The organism is Pseudomonas parafulva NBRC 16636 = DSM 17004, from assembly GCF_000730645.1.
In the GTDB taxonomy this organism is placed as follows: Bacteria; Pseudomonadota; Gammaproteobacteria; order Pseudomonadales; family Pseudomonadaceae; genus Aquipseudomonas; species Aquipseudomonas parafulva.
Genome location: NZ_BBIU01000005.1, coordinates 107123 through 126537, shown reverse-complemented (window position 1 = coordinate 126537; position 19415 = coordinate 107123). Strand labels below are relative to the sequence as shown.

At 65.0% G+C, this 19415-nt stretch carries 3 protein-coding genes; all 3 read right to left on the bottom strand.

Translation table 11 applies throughout. The features are described 5' to 3' along the window. Nucleotides 1-97 precede the first annotated feature (97 nt). The 3 genes from PPA02S_RS03505 to PPA02S_RS03495 all read right to left on the bottom strand — a co-directional run bounded on the left by PPA02S_RS03505 (nucleotide 98) and on the right by PPA02S_RS03495 (nucleotide 19410). Nucleotides 98-1039, bottom strand: coding sequence for an alpha/beta hydrolase (locus tag PPA02S_RS03505; RefSeq protein WP_028632196.1), 942 nt, complete (start codon nucleotides 1037-1039; stop codon nucleotides 98-100). A gap of 63 nt (nucleotides 1040-1102) precedes the next feature. Further along, nucleotides 1103-12946 carry a non-ribosomal peptide synthetase gene (locus PPA02S_RS03500; protein WP_028632195.1) on the bottom strand — a complete coding sequence of 3948 codons (11844 nt, stop codon included), beginning with the start codon at nucleotides 12944-12946 and terminating at the stop codon, nucleotides 1103-1105. Beyond that, complete coding sequence (locus PPA02S_RS03495) at nucleotides 12943-19410, bottom strand: non-ribosomal peptide synthetase (protein WP_154660046.1); 6468 nt, start codon at nucleotides 19408-19410, stop codon at nucleotides 12943-12945. Before PPA02S_RS03495 ends, PPA02S_RS03500 begins: the two co-directional genes overlap by 4 nt. Between the last annotated feature and the right edge of the window lie 5 nt (nucleotides 19411-19415).

The window sequence follows — 19415 nt, the reverse complement described above, 5'->3', positions numbered from 1 at the left end:
CTTCACCTGCCTCCCCATCGTCGGCAAGCCGGCTCCTGTAGGAGCCGGCTTGCCGACGATGCAGACAAGAGGGTGCAGGGCGCCCGCAAGCTGACTCCTACAGCCGCCGTTGCAACGCCTCGGCAATCACTTCCAGCGCCTCTTGTGCTTCGTCCACCAATGCATCCATGCGCATGAAGTCATGGACCATGCCTTCGTAAATGCGCTCCTCCACCTCTACCCCCGCTGCACGCAGGTGCGCGGCATAGGCGCGCCCTTCATCGAACAGCGGGTCGCATTCGGCAACCACGAGAAGCGCTGGCACACGCAGGCGCTCGGGCGTTTCGAGCAACGGCGAGAATCTTGGGTCTGAGCGGTCTTCAACGCTACGCTGATAATGCTGGTAGAACCACTCCAAGGTGTCAGCCTCCAGCAAGTGTCCGGTGGCGTAGCGCTGGACTGAATCGTGCCAGCGGCTGGCATCAGTGACCGGGTAGATCATTACCTGCAGGCGCGGCGCCACCGCCGCGTGGTTCGCTACCACCGTGGCCAAGCTGCCACCGACACTGTCACCGGCAACCGCCAGGCGCCCGGCATCAATGCCGATGCCAGGGCCCTGGTCCTGTAGCCATTGCCAGGCATCCAGGGCGTCCTGCGCCGCGGTAGGAAAGCGCCACTGCGGCGCCAGCCGGTAGGCCACCGACAGCACCACGCAACCGGACAACGCAGCCAGGGTGCGGCACAGTGCATCGTGGGAGTCCAGGCTACCGACCACATAGCCACCCCCATGGAAGTACAGCACACCCGGCTGCAAGCGATCACGGTCGATGCCATGAGCGCTGTACAGCCGTGCGGGCAGCAGCGCGCCGTCACGGGCCGGAATCTCCAGTTCCTCAATGTGTTCAAGATCGTCGCCTCCCGCGCTCATCAGCAGCGACGATTGGTCGAACACTTCGCGGGCCAGTTCGGGGCTTGCGGCGTGCATGGCCAGGGTCTTGCCTTCGGCGCGGCCGGCTTCGACCAGCTGCAGGTAGGCAGCGATATCAGGGTTAAGGGACATGGTGCGAATGCTCCAGACCGGTCGGCGCTAGGCACGACCGGCGGTTGAGAGATTAAGGAAGGGTCAGCAGACGGTAACTGGCACGGTCAGGGTATCCAGGGCATTTTCAAGCGCCGCGAGCAGGGAGGCATCACGCGGAATTTCGAAGTGCCCGCATGACAGCACATCGCCGGCCAATGGCTGGCCGATCTGGTCCGCCAGGGCTCGGCGCCCGGCATCGCGACCCTGCACCCACCAACTGACGGGTTCGACCGCCACTTCGCGGCAGCGCGGCAACAGCACTGATAACTGCTTGAGCTTTCGGGCGACCACGAACACGTTAGCCAGTTCGTCACTGCTCAGTGCTGCGTAGGCCGAACGGGCAGCCTCACTGGTATCGCGCTCGACGACCATCTGCGCCATCAAACGGCGAATGGCGTCAGGGCTTTCCGGCCCGTTGACCGCCGGTACCGTGGTGCCCGGCAACATCACCCGGGAGAAGGACTGCAAGTCCTCCAGCCAGTCGTCCTCGACGCTGCAGCTGGCGGAGGGTACGAAGCTGTCGAGCAGGCCGACGAAGGCAACCTTCTGGCCCTGCGCTTCAAGCTCGGCGGCCATCAGCAGCGCCAGGGTCCCGCCCAGCGACCAGCCGGCCAGGTGGTACGGCCCCCGAGGCTGGCTCTGGCGCAGGTAGGTCACGTAGTCCCGCGCCATGCTCTCAAGCGAGTCGTCCTGCCACTGCGCGTCCAGCAGCATGCGGTTGCTGATGGCGATCAGCGTACGCTTACCATTCAGACGCCGGGCCAGTGGCTCGTAGTCGAATACGGTGCCAAACCCCGCATGCACGCAGAACAACGGCGGTACTTGCTCGACAACACGGTTGAGCGTCAGCAGCGGCGACACCGCGTCGCTGTCATCCACACCCGTCAGCTGGCCGATGGTCGGCTTCTGCACCAGGTCTCGCAGCTTCAGGTTCAGCCCCAGCGCTTTCAAACGACGCGCCTTGGCGATCACCTGCAGGCTGAGGATCGAGTCGCCGCCTAGGTCGTAGAAGTTATCTGTCAGGCCCACCCGCTCGACCTTCAGCACCGCCTGCCAAATCTCGGCTAATGCACGCTGCAGTTCGGTCTGTGGCGCGACGAAGTCATCACCCTGGGGTACGGCTTGCGGCGCTGGCAGCGCTTTGCGGTCGACCTTGCCGTTGGGGGTCAGTGGTAAGCTATCGAGCACAACCCATTGGGCAGGCACCATGTAGTCCGGCAGGCTTTGCTGCAGTTGCGCACGAAGTCCCTCGCACAGGCCCGTTGCCTGGCTGCTGGTCGCCACTACATAGGCCACCAGCTGCTTGCCGCTGCCGCCCTCGCGGGCCACCACCACGGCATCGGTTACGGTCGGCGCCTGGCGCAGGCTGGCCTCGATCTCGCCTAGCTCGATGCGGAAGCCGCGAATCTTCACCTGGTTGTCGATACGGCCCAGGTAGTCATAGATACCATCGATGCGCTTGCGCACCAGGTCGCCGGTGCGATACAGGCGGTCTCCCGGGCCGCCAAACGGGTCGGCCACGAAGCGCTCGGCGCTTTGCCCGGCGCGGTCCAGATAGCCACGTGCCAGGCCCTCACCGCCCAGGTAGAGCTCACCGGCAGCACCCACCGGCAATGGGTTGAGGTCCTGGTCGAGGACATACCCAACCCGCGTCCCGACGCAGCGCCCGATGGGCGCGTACGCCGCACCGCACATCTCGCCCTCGGCCGCCTTCCACAGCAGTGGCGTCACCACCGTTTCGGTCGGGCCGTAGCCGTTGATGATGTAGCGCGGCTGCAATGCCCGGCGCGCCTGGTCGTAACTGGCCTGCGGAACGGCATCGCCACCGAAGCAGTAGACCCGCACTGCAGGCGGGTTACCCGCCTGCTCGGCATGTTCGGCCAGCTGTTGCAGGTAAGCCGGCGGGAACGCAGCCACAGTCACGTCGTAGCGTTGCATGGCCTGGTAGGTCTGCTCCGCCGTCCACAGGCTGTCGTCGCGCAGCAACAGGCTGCCGCCGTGGGTCAGCGTGGTCAGCCAACGTTCGTGGGAACCGTCGAAGGCGAAAGACATGAAGTGCAGTTCGCAGTCTTGCGGGCTCATCTCGTACAGCTCGCCGATGGCCTGGCAATGCATGGCCAGCGGGCCATGGCTGACCACCACGCCCTTGGGTCGGCCGGTGGAGCCTGAGGTATAGATCACGTAGGCCAGGCTGTGAGCATGCAGCTCAACCAGCGGCGCGGTGTGCGGCTGGTCGTCCAGCACCAGGGTGTCGAGGCTCAGCACCTGCAAGGTGGCTGGCACCGGCAAGCGCGACAGCAGCGGCGACTCGGTCAGCAGCAAGGCGATGCCAGAATCCTGGATGAGGTACTCCAGCCGCTCACGGGGGTAGCTGCTGTCCAGCGGCACATAACCCGCGCCGGCCTTGAGCACCGCCAGCAAGGCAATCACCTGCCCGGCATTGCGCGGCATCGCCACGCCTACACGAATTTCCGGGCCAACGCCGCGGGCGATCAGCGCGTGGGCCAGGGCATTGGCTCGCGCGTCGAGTTCGGCGAAGTTTAGCACCTGCTCGCCGACCCGCACCGCAGGGCACCCGCCCTGGCTGAGGGCAAGCTGCGCGATGCGCTGGTGCACCGGCACGAAGGTCGGCTCGTTCAGCTGCGCTGGCAAGCGGGGTGCGTCGAGCTGGGCCAGGCCCTCAGGCAGGCCGATCTCGCCGAGCAGGCGGCCCGCGTCGCTGGCTAGCACCGCCAGCAAGCCTTGCATGTTGGTGCGGATCGACGCTACCGCAGCTTCGCTGAAGTGCTCGCGCATATACATGTATTCGATCACCAGGCCTTCTTCGACGGTGACCATCAGGTCCATCGGGAAGTTGGTCACACCGGAGCTTTCCAGGTCGCCGAAGCGCAGCGACTCACCGCTCCATTCACGCAGGGTGCGGTCCACTGGCTGGTTTTCGAAGACGATTATGCTGTCGAATAGCGACTGACCACTGCGGCCCGACCAGCGCTGGATATCACTGAGCGGCGTGTACTCGTGCTCGCGCATTTCCAGGTTGTAGTCCTGCAGTCTGCGCAGCCATTGGCCGACCGACTGGCCTGGGGCGATTTCCTGGATCACCGGCAATGTGTTGATGAACAGGCCAAGGATGCGCTCGCTGTGCACCAGGCTTGCCGGGCGGCCGGCCATGGTCGCCCCGAAGGCCACGGTACGCTGGCCGCTGTAACGGCTAAGCAGCAACAGCCATGCACCTTGCACCAGGGTGTTGAGGGTGACCTGCTCGGCCTTGGCGAAGGTCTTGAGCTGTTCGGTGGCCTGGGCGTCCAAGCGGGTGTACAGCGCATGGTGGCCCTGCCCAGCCGGTTGCGCCGGGAAGCCGTTGACCAGGTAGGTCGGCTCGTCCAGGCGCGCCAGCTGGCCGCGCCAGAAGCCTTCGGCGGCGTTCACGTCCTTGGCACGCAGCCAGGCGATGTAGTTGCCATAGGCGACTACCGGCTCCAGCGTCTGCCCAGCGTAGTGTGCCAGCACCTCGCCCATCAGTTGTGAAGTGCTCCAGCCGTCGATAAGGATGTGGTGGTAGGTCCAGATCAGCTGATGGCTGTCTTCGCCCGTGCGCACCAGCACCAGCCGCTGCAACGGCGGCGCCTCGAGGGCGAAGCCGCGCTGGCGTTCGGCCTCGGCCAGCGCTGACACCCGCGTCTCGACGTTCTGTTCGCCGCGCCAGTCATAGGAGGTCAGCGGTACCGGTAGCTCGGCCATGACGAACTGCAGTGGCTCATCCAGGTCCTGCCACAAGAAACCGGTACGCAGCACCGCATGGCGATGGCTGACGGCGGCCCAAGCGGCAGCGAAGCGCTCGCCATCCAGGCCGTGCACCGGAATGCTCAACTGGTTGACATAAAGATCGGCCTCCGGGGTGTTGAGGCCGAGGAACAGCATGCCCTTCTGCATCGGCGATAGGCTGTAAAGTGCCTCGACCCGCGCATGCTCGATCGGCAGGGCCAACACTTGCGCTTCGTTCAGGCCGTGCAACGGCACCACCGGCACGGGTGTGGCCGGCGCGCGATCATTGGTGTCACAGCACAGTGCCAGCTTCTCGATGGTCTGTTGCTGGAACAGATCTTTGGCGCTGAAGACGATGCCCACCTGGCGAGCGCGGCTGACCAACTGAATGGAGATGATCGAGTCACCGCCTAGGCCAAAGAAGTTGTCGGTAACACCCACCTGCTCCAGCCCCAGCACGTCCTGCCAGATCTGAACCAGGCTGGCTTCCAAGGCATTGCGCGGTGCCACCCTAGCAACGGCGCCTGGACCGGTGTGCGGCCGCGGCAGGGCCTTGCGGTCAAGCTTGCCGTTGGGGCTGAGCGGCATGCGCGCCAGTACCACTGTCTGGGTCGGCACCATGTAGTCCGGCAGCTCGCACAGCAGCGCCTGGCTCAATTCGTGGTGCAGTGCCTGCTGCGCAGCAGGCACATCGTCCAGCAGGCTGGCGTCGGTGGGCACCAGGTAGGTAACCAGGCGCTTGCTGCCATTGAGTTCAACGGCAAGCACCACGGCCTCGCGAACCTGCGGTTGTTCCAGTAGGCGCGACTCGATTTCACCCAGTTCGATGCGCAAGCCGCGTATTTTCACTTGGTGGTCGGAGCGGCCTAGATACTCGATCACCCCATCGGCACGCTGACGGCAGAGGTCGCCGGTACGGTACAGGCGCGTCCCAGGCACGAACGGGCTGGCCAAGAAGCGTTCGGCGGTCAGCGCCGGACGACGGTGGTAGCCACGGGCAAGGCCGGTACCGGCCAGGTACAGCTCGCCGGTGACGCCGACCGGCACCGGTGACAGTTCGCCGTCGAGCACATAGGTGGCCAGGTTGGCGATGGGCTGGCCGATCGGCACGGTATCGGCGCCTTCGTCACGACACGTCCAGTGGGTGACATCGATAGCCGCCTCGGTCGGGCCATAGAGGTTGTACAATCCCACCTGCGGCAGGCGCTCGAACACCTGCTGCTGGGTATCCACCTGCAATGCTTCGCCACTGCACATGATCTGCCGCAGGCTCGCGCAGCCCGAGAGTTCGGGGTGCTGCATGAAGGCCTGAAGCATGGACGGCACGAAGTGCAAGGTGGTGACCTGCTGCGCTTCGATTACCGCCACCAGGCGAGCCGGTTCGCGATGATCGCCAGGGGCCGCCATGACCAGGCGTGCGCCGGTCATCAGCGGCCAGAAGAACTCCCACACCGATACGTCGAAGCTGAAAGGCGTTTTCTGCAGCACGCAGTCGTGAGCAGCCAGCGGATAAGCCTGCTGCATCCAGTACAACCGATTGCTCAGGCCCCGATGCGGGTTGCCGGCGCCCTTGGGTTTGCCGGTGGAGCCCGAGGTGTAGATGACGTAGGCGAGGTTCTCCGGGTTGAGCTCGACGCACGGATCGGTCAGCAGGTCGCCATCGAACACCTCGGCGTAGCCATCCAAAGTCAGGATGCGAACAGCGTCACCCACCGGCAACGCGACACGCAGGTGAGCCTGGGTCAGCAGCAATTCGATGCCACTGTCCTCAATCATGTAGGCCAGCCGGTCCTGCGGGTACTCAGGGTCGAGCGGCACATAGGCGCCGCCGGCCTTGAGAATGGCCAACAGGGCAATGACCATTTCCAGGCTGCGCTCGGCAGCCACGCCGACCAGCACATCCGGCCCTACCCCGCGTTTCGCTAGGTCGAGAGCCAGGCGGTTGGCACACTGGTTGAGCGCCTTGTAGCTCAAGCTGCGCTCACCACTGATCAAGGCAATCGCTTCGGGCTGCGCGTGGGCGTGCCCCTCGAACAGGCGGTGCACGGCGACTTCGTCGGGGTAACGCATGTCGGTGGCGTTCCACTGCCGGATGATGCGGTCGTGCTCGTCGGCTTCCAGCACCTGGAAATCGCCCAAGGCACGCTCTGCATCGCCGCTCATCTGCAGCAACAGGCGCGCCATCTGGCCAAGCAGGCGCTCGACGCCGGCTTCATCGACGCAGGCGCGGTCATAGCTGATATTGAACGACAGGGTCTGGCCCAGGTTCACCGCCAAGGTCAGCGGGTAGTTGGTTTGCTCATGAACATCGACATCGCCGAACTCCAGGCTTTGCGGCGCCCCTTCCCGCAGGGCTTGCGAGACCGGATAATTCTCGAACACCAGCAGGTTGTCGAACAGCGCCTGCCCTTCAAGGCCTGCCCAGCGTTGCACATCGAACAGCGCAGTGTGCTCGTGTTCGCGCAGGACCAGGTTGTCGTTCTGCAGAGCCTGCAGCCAGGCGCCCAGGCGTAGCTCCGGACGAATCGGGGCAATTACTGGCAGGGTGTTGATGAACAAGCCGACCTGTTGCTCGACGCCCTTCAATTCAGCCGGCCGACCCGCTACGGTGGCACCGAACACTACGGTGTCGAGGCCGGTATAACGCTGCAACAGCAGCAACCAGGCAGCCTGCACCAGGGTGTTGAGAGTGATCCGCTGCTGGCGGGCGAAATCGGCCAGCCGCTGGGTGGTGGCCTGGTCCAGCAGGCGGGAGCAGTGGCCGTGGCCGCTCAGGCCAGGCAGCTTGCCAGCGGCCATGGCCGGCACCAGCCGGGTCGGCTCGCCCAGGTGGCGCAATTGCCCATCCCAGAAGGCCTTGCCGCACACCGCGTCACGTTGCTGCAGCCAGCCGATGTAGTCGCGGAACCGGCCCGGCTGACGCTGGGCGGGCTGGCCGGCGTAGTGCTGCAGCACCTCGCCCAGCAACTGTGAATTGCTCCAGCCGTCCATCAGCACATGGTGGTTGGTGTAGACCACTTGGTAGCAATCCTCGCCGGTACGCACCAGCACCAGGCGCAGCAATGGCGCCTGTGCGACATCGAAGCCGCGCTCGCGCTCGCTGACCAGTAATGCGGCCATGCTCGCCTGCTGGTCGGCCTTGTGGCGCCAGTCGTGTTCGGCGTACGGCAACTGCAGGTGCTTGCGCACCACCTGCACCGGTTGCTCAAACAGCCCGCCCCAGACAAAGCCGGTGCGCAGGATGTCGTGACGGTCGAGCATGGCCTGCCAGGCCTGCACGAAACGCTGTGGGTCAAGACCGCGCACTTCCAGGCACAACTGGTTGATGTAATGCCCGTCACCCTGCTCGTACAGACTGTGGAACAGCATGCCTTGCTGCATCGGGGACAGCGGGTAGATGTCTTCAATCTGGCCGGCCTCTAGGCCGAGGCTGTCCAGTTGCGCCTGGGTCAGGCGGGCCAATGGGAAGTCCGACGGGGTCACGCCCTGGCTGTCAGCCTGGCAGCAGTGCTCGACCACACGCCGCAGGGCAACGCCGTAAGCATCGGCCAGGGCTTGCATGGCCGCCTGCTCGAAACGTTCGCCACTGAATGTCCAGCTCAGGCTCAACTCGCCGTCATAGACGCGGCCATTGACGGTCAGCCAGTTGCCCAGCGGCGCCGACGGGCTTTGCTCCTCGCCCGCCGACTCCTGCGCCGGGGTGAACAGTGCCCCCTGCTCGGCATCAAAGCTGCCGTCGAACTGGCCGAGATAGTTGAACGTCACCCGCGGCACCGGCAACGCCTCGATGGCCTGCCGCACGTGCGCACCGGCCAGGTAGCGCAGCACGCCAAAGCCCAGGCCCTTGTTGGGCGCTGCGCGCAATTGTTCCTTGATGCGTTTGATCGAGCTGCCGATGTCAGCGGCCGGCGCGAGGTGCACCGGGAACACGCTGGTGAACCAGCCAACGGTGCGGGTCAGGTCAATCGCGTCATCCAGAGCTTCGCGGCCATGGCCTTCGAGCTGGACCAGCGCCGACCCATGCCCGCTCCAATCGCACAGCACCTGGGCCAGAGCGGTCAGCAGCAGGTCGTTGACCTGGGTGCGGTAGGCCGCCGGGGCACGTTGCAGCAACTGGCTGGTGAGGTCCTTGTCGAGTACGGTGTACACGCTCACGGCGTGGCGCTTTTCCTGGCTGGCGGCCGGGTTGTTGCATGGCACGCCTTCAGGGGCACCTCGCAGGCGTTGTTGCCAGCCTTCGAGCTCCTGCAGCAAAAGCGGGCTCTGGGCATGCGCCTGAAGCTGGGCGGCCCAGGCCTGGTAGGCACTGGTCTTGGCCGGCAGGCGCACGGTCTGGCCCTGGACGATCTGCTGGTAGGCGCTTTGCAGGTCCTCGAACAGGATGCGCCAGGACACACCATCGACCACCAGGTGATGCACGGCCAACAACAGCCGCTGGCTGCCATCGGGCAAGGTCGCCAGTACGGCACGCACCAGCTCGCTGCTGGCCAGGTCAAGGCTGGCCTGGGCCTGGTTGGCCAGCGCGTAGAGCGCCTCGAACGAGTCCGGGCTGGCCTGCCACAGCAGTTGCGGGCGCGGGCCCGTCTCGCCATGGCTGGCACTCCACACACCGTCCTGCTCGACGAAACGCAGGCGCAGGGCATCATGGTGCTCGAGCAGCGCATCCAACGCCTGGCCCAGCGCGGCAGCATCCAGTGCCTGCTGTGGTTGCAGCAGCACTGCCTGGTTCCAGTGATGGCGCTCGGCCATCGACTCGGCGAAGAACGCTTGCTGCACCGGCAGCAGCGTGATCGGGCCGGTCACCGGGCCCTGGTCGATCAGGGCGATGCCGTCATCGACCTGGGCCACCGTGGCCAGGCCTTCCACGGTCTGGTGCAGGAACAGGTCCTTGGGGGTGAAACGAATACCGATCTGACGTGCCCGGCTCACCACCTGGATGGAGATGATCGAATCGCCGCCCAGTTCGAAGAAGTTGTCGCTCAGGCCGACGCGTTCGAGCTTGAGCACGGTTTGCCAGATCTCGGCGATGCGCTGTTCCAACTCGGTGCGCGGCGCCACGTAACTGTGTTGCAGCAGGCTGGTGTCCGGCTTGGGCAACGCCTTGCGGTCGAGCTTGCCGTTGGGGGTGACCGGGAACCGCTCGACGAACAGGATGTGCGTGGGCACCATGTAATCGGGCAGCAGCGCTTTGAGCTGGCCGCGCAGGCGCTCGGCCAGGCCTTCGCGGGCCGTGCCAGATTGGGCGATCACATAGCCGATCAGCTGTTTGCCGGTGTTGCCGTCCTGAGCCGCGACCACAGCGTCGACAACCTCGACCAACCCTTGCAGACGGGCTTCGACCTCACCGAGCTCGATACGGAAACCACGGATCTTCACTTGGTTGTCAATCCGGCCGAGGTAGTCGAACACACCGTCCTGGCGCTGACTGACCAGGTCGCCGGTGCGGTACAGGCGACCGCCCCGGCCATCGAATGGGTCGGGCACGAAGCGCTCGGCTGTTAGCGAAGGCCGGTCCAGGTAACCACGGGCCAGCCCTTCCCCGCCCAGGTACAGCTCCCCCTTGGCGCCCGGCGGCAGCAGGTTCAGTTCAAGGTTGAGAATGCAGGTGCGGCGATGGCCAATACGCGTGCCGATCGGTGCGTAGGCGGCCGCGCAGACATCGCTGGTCGCGGCCTTCCATATTAGCGGCGTGACCACGGTTTCGGTGGGGCCGTACCCGTTGATGATGTACTGCGGGCGCAGCACCCGCTTGACCAGTTCGAAACTGGCCTGGGGCACCGCGTCGCCACCAAAGCAGTAGACACGCACTGCCGGCGGATTGCCCTCGCGCTCAGCATGCTCGGCCAGCTGTTGCAGGTACACCGGCGGGAACGCCGCCACGGTCACACCGTGTTCGTGCATCTGCCAGCAGGTCTGCTCCGGGGTCCACAGGCTGTCGTCGCGCACCAGCAGGCGCGCGCCGTGGGTCAGCGCAGTGAGCCAGCGCTCCTGGGCACCGTCAAAGGCGAACGACATGAACAGCAGCTCGCAATCGTCGGTACGCATCTCGTAGCGCTCACCGATAGCGCGGCAGTGCATGGCCAGAGGGCCGTGGCTGACCGCCACACCCTTGGGCAGGCCAGTGGAGCCGGAGGTGTAGATCACATAGGCCAGGTTGCGCGGGTCGACGTTCACCTCGGGCGCCTGATGCGGCAAGGCGCTCAGGTCGAGGCTGTCGAACAGCAACACGGCGACCTGCTCGGGTAACGGCAGTTGCGCTTGCAGACTGGTGTCGGTAAGCAACAAGCCAATGCCTGCGTCGCCCATCAGGTAGGCCAGGCGCTCGCGAGGGTATTGGCTATCCAGTGGGACGTAGGCCCCGCCGGCCTTGAGTACCGCGAGCAGGGCCACGATCATGTGTTCGCTGCGCGGCAAGGCCACCGCTACCCGGCTTTCCGGGCAGACTCCACGGGCGACGAGGGCGTGGGCCAGGCGGTTGGCCTGTTGGTCGAGCTGGGCGAAAGTCAGTGTGCGATCGCCACACAGCACCGCTGGAGCATCCGGGGTGAGCCGCGCCTGCTCGGCAATGCGCTGGTGTACCAGCGGCGCCTGGGCATCGCTTTGTGGCTGGCCATCGAGCAGCAAGGTGCGCTGTTCGGCGTCACTGAGCAGCGGCAACGCGCCCAGGGTCTGCGCAGGGTTGGCGGCGATGCCTCGCAGCAGGTTGAGCCAGTGGTCCACCAGACGCTGGGCGGTGGCCTCGCTGAACAAGTCGGTGGCGTAGACCAGCTTGGCCGACAGCCCCTCGGGGCCTTCGACAGTGTCCAGGGTCAGGTCCAGGTGGGCGCTACGGATCTCCCACTCCAGGCTCTCCACGCTCAGGCCCGGCAACTGGCCCAGCGACTGGCTGGCGCCCTTGCCTGCGCTCTGGTGGTTGTACATCACCTGGAATAGCGGGTTGTAGCTGAGGCTGCGTTCCGGCTGCAGGGCTTCCACCAGTTGCTCGAACGGCAGCTCTTGATGCTGCTGGGCTTGCAAGGTGGTGGCGCGTACCTGCGCGAGCAGGTCGAGAAAGTTCAACTCGCCATGCAGCTCGGCCTTGATGATCTGAGTGTTGACGAAGAAGCCGATCAGGCGCTCGGTCTCCACCCGGTTCCGGTTGGCCAGTGGCACACCGATGCGCAGATCCTGCTGGCCGCTGTAGCGGTACAACAGGGTGTGGAGTGAGGCCAGCAGCAACATGAACATGCTGGCACCCTGCTGCTGCGCCAGGGCTGAGAGCTGGTCGCTGAGCGCACGGCTGAACGGCACCTGTAGGCGAGCGCCCTGCATGCTCTGCACCGCTGGGCGTGGGTAGTCGGTGGGCAGCTCGAGTACCGGCTGGATCGCGCCGAGCTGTTCGCGCCAATAGCTCAACTGGCGCTCCTGCTCGCCTGCTTCCATCCAGTGGCGTTGCCAGATGGCGTAGTCGGCATACTGTATTGGCAACGCCGGCAAGTCGAGGGAGCCACCCGTACTGAGCGCGGCATACCCACGGATCAACTCGTCAACCATGATCTGCATCGACCAGCCATCGGAGACAATGTGGTGCTGGGTCAGCACCAGCACATGGTCGTCAGCAGCCAGGCGCAGCAGTTTGACCCGCAGCAACGGACCGCTGCCCAGGTCGAACGGGCGCTGGGTCTCCTCCTCCACCGCAGCACGAATCTGCTGATCGCGCTGCACTGGGTCGACCGAGCAGGCCAGCGGCTCGGCGACGATGTTCGGTGCGCTCGGCTCGGCAATCACTTGCACCGCCTGTCCGTCGTGCTCATGGAAGGTACTGCGCAGCGGCTCGTGGCGGGCGATCAGATGGGCGAAGGCGCCCTCGAGCGCCGCAAGATCCAGGGCGCCATGCAGGCGCAAGGCACGTGGAATGGCATAGGCACTGCTGTGCGGCGCCATCTGCCAGATGAACCACTGGCGCTGCTGGGCGAATGACAGTGGTACATGCTCGAACTGGGCACTGGTCCGGGGGATGGGCAGGTTGGCCGGGGAAATGCCTTCCTGAGCCATTTTCTGCAAATAGACCCGGCGTTTTTCCAGCGGTAGCAGGATGAAGCGCTCGGCGATCTTCAGTGCAGCTGCTTTATTTTCCATCATGCTTCATCCACCTCATCCAGCAAACTTTCCAGTCGATTCAAACGGTCCGCATCCAGCACTGCGACAGGCGGCTCCAGGTGATCGACAAATTCATTGAGTACAGGGAACTGGAACATCAACTGGGGAGCGGCGCCGATACCCAGTTCCAGTTGCAGGCGCGAGAGCACGCCCATGACCAGCAGCGAATGGCCGCCCAGTTCGAAGAAGTTGTCGCCCAGCCCTACGCGCTCGGCCTTGAGCACGTCCTGCCAGATCTGCGCGACCTGTTGCTGCAGCGAGGTCTGCGGTGCCTGATAGGTGGCGCGGGCGGCATCCAGGTCGGGGGCAGGCAGGGTCTGGCGGTCAAGCTTGCCGTTGGCGGTCAGCGGCAGGGCCGCGAGGCTCACCACGTGGGCCGGAATCATGTGTTCGGGCAAGTGCTGGCGCAGGTAGGCCCGCACTTGCTCACGCAGTACACCGACATCGGACGGCGCTACCACATAGGCCACCAGTTGCTTGCCCTGCTCGGTGTCACGGGCGACCACAGCGGCATCGACCAGTTCCGCCATGCCGCGCAGGCAGGCACTGATTTCACCGGGCTCGACCCGGTAACCGCGGACCTTCACCTGGTCATCGATACGGCCAAGGGTCTCGATCGTGCCGTGATGGATACGTACCCGGTCACCCGTGCGGTACAGGCGCTCGCCATGACTGGCCTGCGGGTCAGGAACGAAGCGTTCGGCGGTGAGCCCCGGGCGGCCCAGGTAGCCTCGGGCGAGGCTCGGCCCACCCACGTACAGTTCGCCGTGAACCCCTTCGACCACCGCTTGCAGGTTCGCATCCAGCAGTTGCAGACGCACGTTGAGCAGCGGGTGCCCCAAGGGCATGCCCGACAATTGCGCGGCCGCCGGCAGCTCGGTGGCCAGCACGCCAATGGTGGTTTCGCTCGGGCCATAGTGGTTGACCACCCGGCATGCCGGCGCCAGTTGCTGGACCTGGGCCAGTAACTCGACACCACTGGATTCGCCACCCAAAACCAGGCAGCGACGCGGCAGCATTTCGGCTGGCTCGGCCACCTTGAGCAATGATTGCAGGTGCGAAGGCACCAGCTTGATGAAGTCGATCGTCTCGCGGCTCATGTACTGCGCCATACCTTGGGCATCCATGGCCAGTTGCTCGTCGAGCAGGTGCAGGGTGCGGCCGCTGCACAGGGCCGAGAACAGGGTGGTGTAGCCCAGGTCGGCGGCCAGGGTGGAGGCCAGCGCCATGCGCTCTACCCCTTCCAATGGCAGCACCGCCAGCGCCGAAGCCAGGTAGTCGGCCAGCGCACCCTGGCTGACCAGCACACCTTTCGGCCGGCCTGTGGAGCCGGAGGTGAAGATCACGTATGCGGCCAGCTCGGCATCGCACGGTATGGCACTGAGCGAACCACCGTGCGGCAACTGGGCAAACGCTTCGAAGGCAAGGCCGTGCACAGCAGGCGACGTGGCGTGTTCGACCAGCCAGGAAGCCGGCCCCAGTAGCAGGCACGCCTGACTGTCTTCAAGCATCTGCCGGGTACGCGCAGGTTGTGCCCGCAGCTCCAGCGGCAGGAATGCTGCACCGGCCTTGAACACCGCCAGCAGGCCAACCACGAACTGCGCCGAACGCTCGGCGGCAATCGCCACCACACATTCCGGGCCGACACCGTTGGCTTGCAGGTGCACGGCCAGATCCCCGGCGCGCTGGTTCAACTCGCCATAGCTCAGGCGCTGCTCGCCACATACCAGCGCCAACTTGGACGGATTGGCCCGTGCCTGTTCTTCGAACAGCTGCAAGGCTTGCAGTGCCTGGCTGTCATCCCGCACATCGCCTTGGCACAGTTCAGCCATTGCCTGACGCGACGCCTCGCTGCCCATCTGTACGGCCCCGACCAGCTGGGCGGCATCGGCCACCATCGCTTGCAACAGGCGGCGCCAGTCGGCCAGCAGGCGCTCAGCGGTATCGCTGTCGAACTGGTCGGCGGCATACACCAGGGTGGCGATCACGCCCTCGGGGGTTTCGACAGTTTCCAGGTTGAGGTCGAACTTGGCCTCCTGAATGTCGGCGGCCAATAGCTCGATGTTCAGCCCGGATACCAGCGGCCCTTGAGCCTGGGTACCCTGGGCACGGTGGTTGTACAGCACCTGGAACAGCGGGGTATGGCTGAGGCTGCGCTCAGGCTGCAAGGCTTCGACCAGTTGCTCGAACGGCAGGTCCTGATGGTCTTGGGCCTGCAAGGTGGTCTGGCGCACCTGCTCGATCAACTGACTGAATGGCAAGCGGCCATCGACATTGGCACGCATAACCAACGTGTTGATGAATACCCCGAGCAGGCCTTCGGTTTCCTGGCGGTTGCGGTTGGCCACCGGCACACCGACGCGGATATCGTCCTGGCCGCTGTAGCGATGCAACAGCACCTGGAACCCGGCGAGCAAGACCATGAACAAGGTCGCCTGCTGACGCTGGGCGAGCTCACGCAAGCCTTCGCAAAGCGGCGCTTCCAGTTTCAGTTCAAGCTGCCCGCCACGGTGGCTGGGCTGGGCCGGGCGCGTACGGTCGCCGGGTAGTTGCAGCACGGGCTGCTGCTCGCCCAGCTGCGTACGCCAGTACTGCAATTGCCGCTCGCGCTCACCGCCGTCCATGCGCTGACGCTGCCACAGCGCGTAGTCGGCGTACTGGATCGGCAAGGCAGCAAAGTCCGGCTCACGGCCTTCGACCTGGGCGACATAGCTGCGCACCAGCTCATCGACCATTACCTGCATCGACCAGCCGTCGGAGACGATGTGATGCTGGGTTAGCACCAGCAGGTGGTCCTGATCTGCCAGCGGCAACAGGGCTACGCGCAATAATGGGCCATTGACCAGGTCGAACGGCTGGCGCACCTGCTCTTCGATGAAACGGGTAACGAGCGTGCTGTCATCGGCCTGGGCATGCACCTGAATCTGCACCGGCAGCGCGGCATGCACCACCTGGCGAACACCCTCTGCGTCATGGGCGAAGGTGGTGCGCAGCGGCTCGTGGCGGGCCACCAGGGTGCCGAAACTGACACGTAAGGCCTCGATATCCAACACGCCACGCAGGCGCAGGGCACGCGGCAGGTTGTAGGCAGCGCTGTAGGGCTGCATCTGCCAGAGGAACCACAAACGCTCCTGGGCGTAAGACAACGGCAATACACCTTCACGCGGCGCAGGGGTGATACGTGGCCCGCCGTCCGACGGCAAGGCTTCGAGCATCACCGCCTGGGCTTGCAGGGTGCTGTTTTCGAAGACCTGACGCAGGCGTGCCTCACGGCCCAACTCGTCACGAATGCGCGACACCAGCCGGGTGACCAGCAGCGAATGGCCGCCCAGGTCGAAGAAGTTGTCGTGCAAGCCAACCCGTTCGAGCTTGAGCAGCGTCTGCCAGATGACAGCCAGTTGCTGCTCCAGCACAGTACGTGGCGCCACATAGGCCTGTTGCCATTGGCTGGCATCCGGCTTGGGCAGGGCCTTGCGGTCCAGTTTGCCGTTAGGCGTCAGCGGCATGGCCGCTATGAACATCACGTGCGCCGGCACCATGTACTCCGGTAACTGTGCCTTGAGCCGGCCTTTGAGTTGCTCGCGAACGGCATTCTGGGTGACGCTGTCGGCCTGGGCCAACGCCGGGTCGTGCGCCACGACATAACCCACCAACTGGTCACCACCGATGCCCGGCTGGGCGACCACGACCACCTCGCGTACCACCTCGCAACCCAATAGGGCCGACTCGATCTCGCCCAATTCGATGCGAAAACCACGGATTTTCACTTGATGATCTGCGCGACTGATGTATTCGTACTCGCCGCCAACGTTCAGCCGCGCCACGTCACCGGTGCGGTACAGCCGCTCGCCCTGGTTGGAGAACGGGTTGGGCAAGAAGCGCTCGGCGGTGAGCGAGGCGCGGTAGAGGTAACCGCGGGCCAAGCCCTGGCCGCCGATCATCAGCTCACCCGCCACACCCTCTGGTACCGGGCCAAAGTCGGCACCGACCACATGCAGCTGAGTGTTGCCGATCGGCTGGCCGAGCAGCGGCCGTGGGTGCTCGATGTCCAGCCGGTAGCGCGCCGACCAGATGGTGGTTTCGGTCGGGCCATAGAGGTTCCAGACCGGGCCGATGGCCTCCAGCATGCGCGCGGCCAGGTCTGGCGCAAGGGCCTCCCCACCGCACAGGCATTTGCAGCCAGCAAGTGCCTGGGTGTCGCCGTGGTCGAGCAGCATGCGCCAGGTCGACGGCGTAGCCTGCAAGGCCGTGACGGACCAGCGCCGGGCCAGCGCCAACGCGGCCGACGGGTCCTGGGCGATGTCCTTGTCGGCCAGCACCACCTGGGCGCCGCAGGTCAACGGCACGTACAGCTCCAGGCCGAAGATGTCGAACGAGAAGGTGGTCAGCGACAACATTCGGTCAGCGGCGTCCAGGCCAGGTTGCTGCGCCATGCTCGCGACGAAGTTAGCTAGAGCATGGTGGCTGATCACCACCCCTTTGGGGTTGCCGGTAGAGCCGGAGGTATAGATCACATACGCCGCTGAGTCGGCGGGCAGGTTCGGCCGCGGGTCGTCCAGTGCTAGCGCTGCCTGGGGCAGACGGTCCAGGCACAACAACTGCGGGCCACGGCCTTCGAAGCGCGGAGCCAGGGCTTGGTGGGTCAGCAACAGGCCCATGTTGCTGGCCTCGATCATGTAGTCCAAGCGCGCCTGTGGGTAGGCTGGGTCCAGGGGAATGTAGGCACCGCCCGCCTTGAGGATGGCCAGCAGGCCCACTACCAGGTCAACCCCGCGCTCGACCGACAGGCCCACCATCACCTCAGGGCCAACGCCCAGGGCAATCAGCCGATGGGCCAACTGGTTCGCGCGTAGGTTCAGTTCGGCGTAGCTCAGCACCTGCTCGGCAAAGGCCAGTGCCGGGGCATCCGGGGTACGTGCCGCCAGGGCGGCGAACTGCTGGTGCACCGGCAACGCCGGTACCGCCATGGGCGTGGCGTTGTTACCGTGAACAAGCTGTTGCCAGTCGGCGGCGTCGAACAACGCCAAGGCGTCGACCCGTTCGGCAGGGTTGACCAGCAGGCCCTGCAGCAGGTTCTGCCAGTGGCGGCCGAGACGCTGAACCGTGGCGGGGCTGAACAGGTCGGTGGCAAACACCAGGGAGGCACCGATACCGCCGGGGGTTTCCACGGTTTCCAGGGTCAGGTCGAACTGCGCGGTGTGCTGGCGGGCGTCGTAGTTGCTCACCTCAAGGCCCGGCAAGCGGGTGACCGAGGCTTCACCGACTTCCTGGCCACGGTGGTTGTACATGACCTGGAACAACGGGCTATGGCTCATGCTGCGTTGTGGCTGCAGCAGCTCGACCAGCTGTTCGAACGGCAGGTCCTGGTATTCACGGGCTTGCAAGGTTGCCTCACGCACTTGGGCGAGCAACTCGGTGAAGGGTCGGCTGCCATCAACCACCGCGCGCAACACCTGGGTGTTGACGAAGAAGCCGATCAGGCCTTCGACCTCAGGGCGATTGCGCCCCGCCACTGGCACACCGACGCGCACATCTTCCTGGCCGCTGTAGCGGTACAAAAATGCTTGGAACGCGGCCAGCAGCAAGGTGTACAGCGTCACGCCTTCGCGCCGGGCCAGGTCTTTGAGACCTTGGGTCAACGCTTCTGAAAGCTGGAAGTCCAGCCGGTCGCCGCGATAGCTCATGGCCTGGGGTCGAGGGAAGTCGGCAGGCAGTTCCAGCACCGGCTGGGTGCCGCCGAGACGTTGCTTCCAGTAGGCCTGCTGGCGATCACGCTCCCCGGCGTCCATCCAGCTGCGCTGCCAAAGGGCGTAGTCGGCGTATTGCACCGGCAATGCCGCCAGCGCAGCTGTGCTGCCCGAGACACGGGCGCTATACAGTTTGATCAGCTCGTCGATCATGATGCGCATTGACCAGCCATCGGAAACGATATGGTGTTGCACCAATGACAACACGTGTTGCTGGTCACCCAGACGCAGCAACTTGACCCGTAGTAGTGGCCCCTCACGCAAGTCGAAGGGCTGTTGCTCATGGGCCTCGATCAGCTCGGCCAAACTTGCCGGGTCGCCCACTGCCTGCTGCTCGACCTGAATGCGGCCCTGAGCGTCGACGTGCTGCACTGCCTGGCCGTCGACCTCGGCAAAGCGGGTGCGCAGCGGCTCGTGCCGAGCGACCAGCTCGTCGAAGGCTGCCTGCAAGGCATCGCTGTCCAGAGAGCCTTGCAGGCGCAGTACCGACGACATGTTGTAGGCACTACCGTCAGGGTCCAACTGCCAGAGAAACCACAGACGTTCCTGCGCATAGGACAAAAGCAGCGGCTGGGAGGCATCACGCTTGAACATCGGCGCTATGCCGAACAGATTGATCCCTTTCCTCCCGAGCATCACGGCGAGGGCTTTCCTCTCGGTCAAGGACAGCCCTTCCACCGACTCGATCAACTTTTGCACGCGCA